The sequence below is a fragment of the Aliiglaciecola sp. 3_MG-2023 genome (assembly GCF_030548205.1).
Lineage (GTDB): Bacteria > Pseudomonadota > Gammaproteobacteria > Enterobacterales > Alteromonadaceae > Aliiglaciecola.
Genome location: NZ_JAUORV010000016.1, coordinates 138771 through 145422, shown reverse-complemented (window position 1 = coordinate 145422; position 6652 = coordinate 138771). Strand labels below are relative to the sequence as shown.

4 protein-coding genes are annotated in these 6652 nt (G+C 39.1%); 1 reads left to right on the top strand and 3 read right to left on the bottom strand.

Annotated elements, in window-relative coordinates; all coding sequences use genetic code 11:
* Positions 1-1624: 1624 nt before the first annotated feature.
* The 3 genes from Q4574_RS17335 to Q4574_RS17325 form a co-directional block, all read right to left on the bottom strand.
* Complete coding sequence (locus Q4574_RS17335) at positions 1625-2071, bottom strand: hypothetical protein (protein ID WP_303475836.1); 447 nt, start codon at positions 2069-2071, stop codon at positions 1625-1627.
* Positions 2072-3196 (bottom strand): hypothetical protein, encoded by a 1125-nt coding sequence (locus Q4574_RS17330; protein ID WP_303475833.1) that lies wholly within the window; start codon positions 3194-3196, stop codon positions 2072-2074. It lies immediately after the preceding gene.
* A 325-nt stretch (positions 3197-3521) separates the two neighbouring features.
* On the bottom strand, positions 3522-5627 hold the full coding sequence (locus Q4574_RS17325; RefSeq protein WP_303475831.1) for an EAL domain-containing protein: 2106 nt from the start codon (positions 5625-5627) through the stop codon (positions 3522-3524).
* 483 nt (positions 5628-6110) lie between these two features.
* Between Q4574_RS17325 and Q4574_RS17320 the strand changes: the two genes are divergently transcribed.
* Positions 6111-6629 carry a hypothetical protein gene (locus Q4574_RS17320; protein WP_303475829.1) on the top strand — a complete coding sequence of 173 codons (519 nt, stop codon included), beginning with the start codon at positions 6111-6113 and terminating at the stop codon, positions 6627-6629.
* The last annotated feature ends 23 nt before the right edge of the window (positions 6630-6652 follow it).

Sequence of the window (6652 nt, the reverse complement as noted above, 5' to 3'; positions counted from 1 at the left end):
AGTGAAACGTGTTAGCGGCGATGGTAGTGTGGGGTTTCCCCATGTGAGAGTAGCACATCGCCAGACTCCCATTTAGAATAAAGCCACCTTAATAGGGTGGCTTTTTTCGTTTCTGATACCTGTAAAATAACCACGCATTTATCGAATATTATTAAGGTGGCCCCATTCTAAGCGCTGCCGCGCGAAATCTACTCCGCAGTCAACCATCACAAAGTGGATTCCCAGCCTCAAGCATAGCTTGAGTCGTTCAAACGGCTGGAGCGCTGCTCCAGAGAGCCCCGTTTTCACCCCCATGTGAGAGTAGCACATCGCCAGACTCCCATTAGAGAAAGGGCTATCCGAAAGGGTAGCCCTTTTTTGCATATGTGAGCTTTAAAACTGAGTCTGATGAAACAACTTCAGTTGGATAGCCCTTCCTCTAAGCGCTGTCGCGCAAGAGCCATAAACGGGGAACCTAACCCCTCGGTGTGTATGCAATACCTGTTCACGTAATAAACTGCTAGGTGTCAACCTTCCCTGGTGCTACCTCCAGCCCGACATCCATGTCGGTCGTGCGCTCGGGCGGAACTGCGTTCCTAAAACATCCTCGCTCACCCCCATGTGAGAGCATATATAACGGTGTAGCTCGGGCTTTAGCCCGTGAAAAAGGCGTACTGGCATAAATACCAGCCTACATTCTTAATGGTGTAGCTCGGGCTTTAGCCCGTGGAAAAGGCGCACTGGCATAAATTCCAGCCTATATTCTTAATGGTGTAGCTCGGGCTTTAGCCCGTGGAAAAGGCGCACTGGAATAAATACCAGCCTACATTTTTAATGGTGTAACTCGGGCTTTAGCCCGTGTAAAAGGCGCACTGGCATAAATTCCAGCCTACATTCTTAATGGTGTAGCGCGGGCTTTAGCCCGTGAAAAAGGCACGCTGGCATAAATACCAGCCTACATTCTTAATGGTGTAGCTCGGGCTTTAGTCCGTGGAAAAGGCGCACTGGAATAAATTCCAGCCTACATTCTGAATGGTGTAGCTCGGGCTTTAGCCCGTGGAAAAGGCGCGCTGGCATAAATACCAGCCTACATTCTTAACGGTGTAGCTCGGGCTTTAACCCGTGAAAAAGGCACACTGGTATAAATTCCAGCCTACATTCTTAACGGTGTAGCTCGGGCTTTAGCCCGTGGAAAAGGCGCACTGGCATAAATTCCAGCCTATATTCTTAATGGTGTAGCTCGGGCTTCAGCCCGTGAAAAAGGCCACTGGCATAAATACCAGCCTACATTTTTAATGGTGTAGCTCGGGCTTTAGCCCGTGTAAAAGGCGCGCTGGCATAAATACCAGCCTACATTCTTAACGGTGTAGCTCGGGCTTTAGCCCGTGTAAAAGGCGCACTGGCATAAATTCCAGCCTACATTCTTAACGGTGTAGTTCGGGCTTTAGTCCGTGGAATGGTTTATGACTTGATTAATTATCTCAAGGGGCATAGGGGCGGGTAGCGGCTTTCAAAGCGCAGTATAGAAAAGTTATGCTCAGGGTCTCTCAGATAATAAATCTTGCCTCGTGCCAACACCATTTACAAAGCTAAATCGCAATGTAACTACTGATAATGACTATCTTTGGTGTATAGCTCGAGAGTCTTAAGGATATATAATCGTTAGGCCGTCTGGTATCTCTATATCAGATGGAAGATATGTTATGGCACTCTCTGTCTTTACTAGATATTCGAGCGCCTTTTGAGGTGTTTCTAATTCCATAGGCGGCTTACTTCTACCTGTAAACTTCATTTGCGCCCAATAAGCCTGAATACGAGATTCAGTAAGCCCTACAATTTTTGTATTAAATTCAATTCTCAATTGATTGCCTGAAGGTAAGTTGACGGCTTTAAACTTATTGCTTAGGGATCCTCCCATGAATATGTGTCTAATTTGTTGTTTACTTAAAGTTAATTCTTTGTCTTGGGTATTAATAACAAGGATAAAATCAGGATCTTGGTCTTCAGCATGGGCTTTTACACCCAATAGACAAGAAAGTATTAAAAGTAGCAATGCTACATTGATGATGTGTGGTGTTGGTATAGGTCTCATTTAAAACACCCACTCTAAACCAACAAGGTACAAATTAGACTTACCGTCGAAGGTCGTATTTTCATCCGTGTCGAAAAAAGAATTAGAACCGTTACCTTCTTCGATGGTAGTAAATTCTGCCTTCAGAGCGAGGTTTGATAGTACGTCCCACCTTGCTCCAAGAGTCCAACTTTGCATATCTGTTGCTGCTGAGGTAAGAAAAATATTGTTGTACGCTTCCGCCAATTGGTCTAAGCCAGGATCGTATCCAATAGGTATCTCCTGTAATGGTGATTTAACCTCCCCTTTACTATCAGCAAACGTTAAATGAAAGGTAAAATGTGCGTAATTAAACCCACCAGTAACGTAATAACTTTGAATTTTCGGTATGAAATCTAGGTCGGTTTCAATATTGACCCATTCAGACCTAATAAAATAATCTAAATTGTCGTAAACAATTCCAATTTGCTGAACTTTAGCTACTCCTTTAGTGTCAAGAGAGTCAGCACTTTGAACAAAGTTGAGGTTATAAAGTGTTTGTTGAAACTCAGTTACTTCACTAATATTTAACCCTAAATTCCCCTGATAATGTGCGATCCTAAATTCAAAGTTATTTTTGTTTAGCTTGCCGATTAGTCCTCGCAAATTACGGGCAGTAAAACCTGTTTGATTGTTATTGAATTCAACGTCACCATCTTCTTGACCTATGTAGGCTTCAATACTTAATTCAACATTATCGGTATTAAATTTGTAAATTAAATCTGCTCCCTCAAAGGTGCGAAACAAAAAGTTATCGTAAACTTGGTAAGGAAGATTTATCCAAGGATAAGCAAAGCCAACGTCAGTGTAATCGCTCATTGAGAAAAAAGGAGCGCGTAATTTACCGAATTTGATTTGTAGGTTATCTGTTGCTTGGTAGGTTAAATAAAGCCATTCGATGCCTGAGTCTTTATCCTTATCGGCTCTTGCTATAAGTTGCGTTGTAGCGGACCACTTATCACTAAATTGATATTCAGCTTGTAAAGCGATTAAACTGGATGGCTCAAAACTGATACTATCATCATAACCTTTGAAATCAGTATTCTCTTCATCTAAGTATCCGGCAATAACCCTAGCATAGCCAGAAAAATTAAGTTCATTCGCCATGAGTGGTAAATGACTAATTGAAAGAAATAATATAAAAAATTTTAAAATAATAGGTCGCATCAACAAGTTCTATCCCTAGTCATTTCCGTTTTTGTATGGTTAACGTATTGATTCAATAGTAAGTCTAAACTATCTAAAACAAAGAGCTCTTTCAATTTTCCTTCAAATCATTCTTCAATTATCCACTATTATCATAAAAAATATGTAAATTTGTTTCATTTAAATGATCAAGATAAAAGGTGTAAATCATTCCTTTTAATCGGAGGAGTTGGGTGAATTAATTTTTATTAACTATTCAATTCAAACCTATAAAACGAGTAATCATTTAATATTCAATAACGCAAATTTCCTGAAACAATCTTTGCGCGTTTTCAAAGGCTTCAGGAAGTTTGGCTAATGGCATTGGTTTTGCGAAATAATACCCCTGCATTTCATCACTGCCATGCAAAATTAAGTAATTTGCTTGATCAGCGGTTTCTACCCCCTCACTACAAATTTGTAACCCGAGCCTATGACCCAAATCTAAAATGGTTTGTAAAACTACGGTGTCTTTGCCCGAGCTATCGTGCTGCATTACAAACATGCGATCAATTTTCAGTGTGTCTATTTCAATTTTTGTCAGGTAACTAAGGGAAGAGTAACCTGTACCAAAATCATCTAGGGCAATGGAACCTCCCATCTTTCTGATATTGCTGAAGAACTCATTAGCACTATCAAAATTTTCAAGGTAACTCGATTCTGTCATTTCAAATTGAATATTTTGAATATTCACATTATATGTAGATAGATTCTTTTTAATAAAATGGATGAAATTGCGATCTTGTAAATCGTGGCTTGATATATTCAAAGATACAACCAAATCATGGTCAACCAGGGTCTGTAACACACTCATATCCTGAAACACTCTTTCCACTAGCCAGCGGGTAATGGCTTTCACTTTACCGCTTTGTTCTGCGATAGGTATAAATTCGGCAGGTGATATGTTGCCCAACTCATCATTTTTCCAGCGCAACAGTGCCTCTAAACCCTTTATTGAACCTTGGGAGGATATTTTCAGTTGATAATGAATGTCAAATTCGTCTTTCGCAATGGCATTTGTAATAAGATTGGCTATTTGTACTTTTCTGCGGTTTTCCTCTAACATTCTTTTGTGGAAAACAGTGTAAGAGCCTTTGCCTTTTTCCTTTGATGCGTACATAGCAATATCAGCGTTACTGATAAATGTATTAATATCAAACTCTGCGTCAGTGGCTTTAGCGATACCAATACTCACACCCGTTTGAATATCCCAACTGTTAATTTCGATGGGGCTTAACATTCCCTCGATTATACGATTGGCAATATTTACAGCTATCAGCGAATTATTTAGATGTGGGATCATAATCAAAAACTCATCGCCACCTAAACGCGCTAAAATATCACCCGGTCGAAGAAAGCTTTTGACTTTAGTCGCTACCGCTTTAAGTAATAAATCGCCAGTTTCGTGACCTAAGGTGTCGTTAACTCCCTTAAAGCCATCAACGTCGAAAAACATGATCGCTAAATCTTCATTTTCTCTCTGACTTCTGGCTAATTCTAATTTTAATATTTCCATAAAAAACATACGATTAGGTAAGCCAGTTAAGGTGTCATAATTAGCCAAATGTTGCATCGAGTTTTGTTGTTCAATCAACTTCTCTGTGTTTTGTTGATTGGTTTTTATCTCTGCATTTATGGTTCCTAAGAGCTTGTTAATGTTGCGACCCAATTCTGATACTTCGTCATTACCTGTCACTCTATACTTCAAGTTATAATCAGTGGTTTTTTCCACTTTTTTCGTAAACTTAGTAAGGTTTAGTAGCGGCTTAAATAATTGCTGATACCTTAAAAAGGATATGAGCATTGCCAAAGCGACCACTAATATAACGAACGGAATGGCACTATAAAAAAGGCTTTTTTTGCTTTCCCTTAAGGGCCGCTGATAATCTTGAACGATTAATAAAAAACCTACCGGTAGTTTTTCCTCGCCAATGGTTTTTATTACCGTTAAGCCTTCATCGGTAATGGTAACCTCTCGGGGTAAATTCTGTGGAGAGACGGAAGTTAATTCAGGTGTAAAGTTTTTTAAATTAAGGTAGTCGGGGTGCACATAATATTGAATGATATTCCAATTAGCATCAAATACATTCACAAACTTGATATGTTCGTAACGATCAAGTCCAAGCAATTCAGTGGTTAATGAAAAAAACACTTCGCCTTCATCGTCATCTTCGGTGAATATTGACAGTATATTGTCTGCCATAACCGACGACATGGCGTCTAAGTTTTGTTCTACGGATTTTCGATAAAGATTTTCGTGTTCATTTATGGCTAAAAAGAAAACTGAAACTGAGCTAATTAAAATTGAAATGACAATGATAATAACAAACTTGAATCTGATACTATGGAACATCTAGCGGGCTCCCTGCCTTTTCAAATTTAAAATAAGCGAATAGGATAGTCACTTTGGTTTATAGCTAAGTTCAGACTAGATAACATAATGCCATGCACTAAAAGTATCACTAATTCAAACTTCGAATTAATACAAATTTTGTTAAGTTAGGAGGAAAAGTAGTTGTATTTTAGAACAAATTTTTACTAGATGCTACACGCTTTCATTACGCTTAGTTATATTATTCTTGAGAAAAATGCGTGATGGAGCGGTTAGGGTCAACATCTCTATGTGGGGGACCTGGTTTTTGACCCACTTTTTCTAGGGTTATTTTTATACTCTGTCTAATTTGGCTTGTCGATTCTGGTCAAAGTAGAGCGGAGCGTAAGATAAACTTCATTATCAAGATGATTGCTTTTGCCGAGATTTATTATCTTGAAAGTTAACTTACCAAACATTAAAGGTGTTTTGGATTTCAATATAAACGATTTTAAAGAGGATTTAATGGCTTCACCTAAATTTCATAATGCGGTTCGTAAATACCACAGATGGCTAGGCTTTTTTTTAGCAGGCATAATGGCAATTTATGCCGTAAGTGGCACCTTGCTGATATTCCGTAAAACAGATTTTTTAAAGTATCCGCAAGTAGAGCAACGCCAGTTAGATAAAGGTTTGAGTGGCAAAGCTTTAGCTGAGCATATTGGTATTAAAGGATTTAGTGTAGAACGCGAAGCCGATGGTTTGGTGATTTTCAATCAGGGGCAATATAACAAGCAATCGGGGAAAGCCACTATTCATAAAATGGATTATCCAGCCCCCCTAGCTAAACTGGTTAAATTGCATAAGGCGACAACAGGTAGCCCACTTTTTTTCCTGAATATTAGCTTTGGTGTGGGATTGTTGTTCTTTGTTATTTCGGCATTTTTAATGTTTATGCCGAAATTGCCTATGTTTAAAAGCGGCGTTAAAATTGCTGCTGCAGGAGCATTGTTTGCAATTTTAGTCGTTATATTTGGATCTTAGTCAATCCCTTCCTAGCGGGGTAT